The 4,477-nt window shown below is 72.6% G+C and carries 3 protein-coding genes; all 3 read left to right on the top strand.

All coding sequences use genetic code 11. The annotated features are described in order from the left end of the window. Positions 1-1,535: L-piperidine-6-carboxylate dehydrogenase (amaB, locus tag MXD58_RS20735; protein WP_250609763.1), on the top strand; the 1,535-nt coding region annotated here is incomplete at its 5' end. Between the two features lie 69 nt (positions 1,536-1,604). Then, entirely contained in the window at positions 1,605-2,468 is an 864-nt protein-coding gene (locus MXD58_RS20730) for a fumarylacetoacetate hydrolase family protein (protein WP_248840928.1), read from the top strand. Between the two features lie 166 nt (positions 2,469-2,634). Beyond that, a complete protein-coding gene (locus tag MXD58_RS20725) occupies positions 2,635-4,467 on the top strand; it encodes a glycoside hydrolase family 15 protein (RefSeq protein ID WP_250609762.1) in 1,833 nt (610 codons plus the stop codon). Positions 4,468-4,477 lie beyond the last annotated feature (10 nt).

The following is a 4,477-nucleotide window of genomic DNA, read 5'->3' as shown; positions in this document are numbered from 1 at the left end:
GGCAGCAGGCGAGTCGGAACTTCGGGCGTGGCATGGCAGCCTCCAAGGGCGTGGGGGGCGTCGACGCGGCCGCGATGGCCGGGGGGGGCGGCGCGGCGCCCGGCTCCCTCGCCGTGCACACGCCGATCACCGGGGAGCGGCTGTTCGACGTCGCGGTCACGGACGCGGCCGGGGTGGCGGCGGCCGTGGACGCGGCGCACGAGGCTTTCCTGCGCTGGCGGGTGGTGCCCGCGCCGGTGCGCGGCGCCCTGGTCCGACGGTTCGGCGAGCTCGTGGCCGAGCATGCCAACGACGTCGCGGACCTGATCGGCGTCGAGGTCGGCAAGATCCGCTCGGAGGCGCTCGGCGAGGTCCGGGAGATGATCGACATCTGCGATCTCGCCGTCGGGCTGTCCCGGCAGCTCGACGGTCGCACGATGCCCTCGGAGCGTCCCGGGCACCGGTTGATGGAGACCTGGCATCCGCTCGGCGTCGTCGGGGTGATCTCGGCGTTCAACTTCCCGGCGGCGGTGTGGTCGTGGAACCTGGCGCTGGCGATCGTCTGCGGCGACGCGGTGGTGTGGAAACCGGCGCCGGGCGCCGTGCTCACCGCCAGCGCGTGTTCGGCGCTGTTCGCCCGCGCCGCGGCCGAACTCGGCGCGCCGGTGAACCTCAACGTCCTCGTCCCCGCGTCCGCCGAGGACACCGGGGTGCTGCTGGACAGCCCGCGGGTGCCGCTGGTGAGCGCCACCGGCTCGGAACGGATGGGCACGCGGGTCGCGCCGCGGGTCGCCGCCCGGTTCGGCCGGGCGATCCTCGAGCTCGGCGGGAACAACGCGGCGGTCGTCACCGCGTCCGCGGACCTGGAGCTGGCCACCCGCGGGATCGTCTTCGCCGCCGCCGGCACCGCCGGCCAGCGCTGCACGACAATGCGCCGCGTCATCGTCCACGAGTCGATCGCGGACGAACTCGCCGCACGGATCGCCACGGCCTACGCGAACCTGCCCATCGGCGACCCGTTCGCCGGCGGCACCCTCGTCGGCCCGCTGATCAACGGCGCCGCGTACGAGGCGATGGCCCGCGCGCTGGCGCAGGCGGTCGCCGACGGCGGCGAGATCCTCGCCGGCGGTCAGCGCCGACCGAGCAACGCCAGCTCGTACTACGCCGAACCGGCGCTGGTCCGCATGCCCGCGCAGACCGACATCGTCCGGACCGAAACCTTCGCCCCGATCCTCTACCTGCTGACCTACCGCGACTTCACCGACGCCGTCGCCCTGCACAACGACGTCCCCCAGGGCCTGTCCTCCTGCATTTTCACGACCAACCAGCGCGAGGCCGAACGGTTCCTCGCCGCCGACGGCTCCGACTGCGGCATCACCAACGTCAATATCGGCACCTCCGGCGCCGAAATCGGCGGCGCGTTCGGCGGCGAGAAAACCACCGGCGGCGGCCGCGAAGCCGGCTCCGACGCCTGGCGCGCCTACATGCGCCGCGCCACCAACACCATCAACTACTCCCCCGACCTCCCCCTCGCCCAAGGCGTCACCTTCGCCTGACCAACCCGCCCTCCCCGCACAGCCGCCACCGGGAGAATCGACCCCAGCCCAGACAGGAGGAACCACGCGATGCGGTTCACCGGACTGCGGGACGGCCGGCGCGTCCTGGTCGGACTGCTCCTCGACGCGACCGACGACGGGGGCGGCGGCGGCGAGCAGACGGTGGTTCCACTCGCCGACGTCGACGAGTTCTACGCCGACCTGCCTGGCTGGACGGCCCGCGCCCGGCAGATCATCACGGGCGGGCGCGCACTCGCCGACGTCGTGCGGACCCCGCCCGTCCCCGCCGGCGCCCGGGTGCTCGGCATGGGCCTGAACTACCACGACCATGCCGCCGAGACCGGGCAGCAGATCCCGAGGAAGCCACCGCTGTTCGGCCGCTGGACCGCGTCACTGTCCGTGGATGGCACACCGGTACCCGTCCCCCCCGGCGAGCGCGGCCTGGACTGGGAGGGCGAACTCGCCGCGGTCGTCGGCATGCCGATGACCGACGTCGACGAGGCCACTGCCGCCGCCGGCGTGTTCGGCTACGCCGTGTTCAACGACCTCAGCGCGCGGCGCGCCCAGGGCGCCTCCGCGCAGTGGACGCTCGGCAAGAACGCCGATCGCAGCGGCCCGATGGGCCCGGTCGTCACCGCCGACGAGGTCGGCGACCCGGCCGCGGGCCTGCGCCTGGTCACCCGGGTCAACGACGAGATCGTCCAGGACGGCGACACCGCCGACATGATCTTCACGATCGGCCAGATCCTGTCCTTCGTCAGCCGCACCCTGACCCTGCACCCCGGCGACATCCTCATCACCGGCACCCCCGCCGGCGTCGGCTACACCCGCACCCCACCCCGCTACCTCACCCCCGGCGACGTTGTCACCGTCGAGATCGAGCGCCTGGGCCGTATCACCACCCCGATCGTCGACGCCGCCGCCCGCCCCTGACCTGGGCCGCCCATCGCCCACTGCCCACTTCCCACCGCCCACCGCCCACCGAGTGATCCCCGTCCAGACCGGACACGATGTCACGCATCGTGAAGATGCGGCAACGGTGGGGGAGACGGACGATGGGGTCGTCCGGGAAGTCCGCGGGATGATGCGGAGGCGTCACATGCCCGAGTACCCACCGATCGCCGATCACGGTCTTGTCGGTGACCTGCAGACCGCGGCGCTGGTCGCGGCCGACGGAACCATCGACTGGTGGTGCACCCCACGGTTCGACTCCCCCAGCGTGTTCGCGTCGCTGCTCGACAGCGACCGCGGCGGCCACTGCCGGCTCGCCGCCGACGTCGGCGAGGCCGACGGCGCGGTCGTCCGCCAGCTCTACCTGACCGACACCGCCATCCTCGTCACCCGGTTCATGGCCCCGGGCGGGGTCGGTGAGGTCGTCGACTTCATGGAGCCCGACACGTCGGGCACCCCGTCGAGGCGCCACCGGCTGATCCGCATCGCCCGGGTCGTGCGCGGTCGGCTGCCGTTCGAGCTGCTGTGCCGGCCGCGATTCGACTACGGCCGTGCCACCCACAGCCTGCGCCACCTCGACGACGGTTCGGTGGTGTTCCACAGCGCGGACGCGGACCTGCACGTGCAGACCAGCGGGCCGATCACGCTGCACCCGGACGGCCACGACGCCTCGGCCCGTTTCACCCTCGATGCCGGCGAGGTGGCCGCGGTCATCCTGACCTGCGACTCCGGCGACGTCGCCGGCCACGGCGAGGGTCTCCACCGGTCGCCGGTCAGCGCGGAGGCCGTCACCAGGGCGTTCGACTCCTGCCGCGACTTCTGGCTGACCTGGCTGCGCGCGTCGCGCTACCAGGGCCGCTGGCACGACATGGTCACCCGCTCGGCGATCACCCTGAAACTGCTCACCTACGCGCCCACTGGCGCGCCGATCGCCGCCGCCACGATGGGCCTGCCCGAGCAGATCGGCGGCGAACGCAACTGGGACTACCGCTACACGTGGATCCGCGACGGCTCGCTGTCCGTCCACGCGCTGACCGCGCTCGGTTTCCACCGCGAGGCGGATGCCTTCCGCCGCTGGCTGCGTCAGCGCCTCGACGCCGGCTGGACGGCGTCCGGCGAACCGTTGCAGATCATGTACCGCATCGATGGGGAACCGCATCTGACCGAGGAGATCCTCGACCATCTGGAGGGTTACCGTCGCTCCGCGCCGGTGCGCGCCGGCAACGCCGCCGCCGACCAGATCCAGCTCGACATCTACGGCGAGGCCGCCTACGCCCTCGCCGAGTCGCCGGACATCGGCGGCATCCGCGGCTGGACGGCCTTCGCCGGCGTCATCGACTGGCTCACCGAGAACTGGGACCGCCCCGACGAGGGCATCTGGGAGACCCGCGGCGGCCGGCAGAACTACACCTACAGCCGGCTGATGACCTGGGTCGCGCTCGACCGGGCGGAACGGCTCGCGCGCCGCCACTCCCGCCCCGCCGACCTCGGCCGCTGGGTGGCGGCCCGCGACGCGGTGTTCCGCCAGATCCTCGACCGCGGCTGGAGCGCGAAGCGTCACGCGTTCGTCCAGCACTACGACACCGACGTCCTCGACGCCTCCCTGCTGCTCATGCCGCGCGTCGGTTTCCTCACCCCGACCGACCCGGACTGGCTGAGCACCCTCGACGCGATGGACGACGAGCTCGTCAGCGACAGCCTGGTCTACCGTTACGACCCGGCGGCCTCCCCCGACGGCCTGCGCGGCAGCGAGGGAACGTTCAACCTGTGCACGTTCCTGCACGTGCAGGCCCTCGCCCGCGCCGGGCGCCTCGACCAGGCCCGCTACTCCTTCGACAAGATGCTCACCTACGCCAACCACGTGGGGCTGTTCGCCGAGGAGATCGGCCCGTCGGGCGAGCAGCTCGGGAACTTCCCGCAGGCGTTCACCCATCTCGCGCTCATCAGCGGGGCCATCAACCTCGACCGCGCCCTCGCCTGAGGCCTCGGGG

The organism is Frankia sp. AgKG'84/4 (assembly GCF_023242965.2).
GTDB lineage: Bacteria > Actinomycetota > Actinomycetes > Frankiales > Frankiaceae > Frankia.
The sequence above is the reverse complement of the archived record's forward strand: the minus strand, read 5'-3'. Positions and strand labels throughout refer to the sequence as shown.

What these genes read in the sequence shown, in the direction of transcription:
- MXD58_RS20730 (WP_248840928.1), top strand. Translation starts at nt 1,605, where the DNA reads ATGCGGTTCACCGGACTGCGGGACGGCCGGCGCGTCCTGGTCGGACTG.
- MXD58_RS20725 (WP_250609762.1), top strand. Translation starts at nt 2,635, where the DNA reads ATGCCCGAGTACCCACCGATCGCCGATCACGGTCTTGTCGGTGACCTG.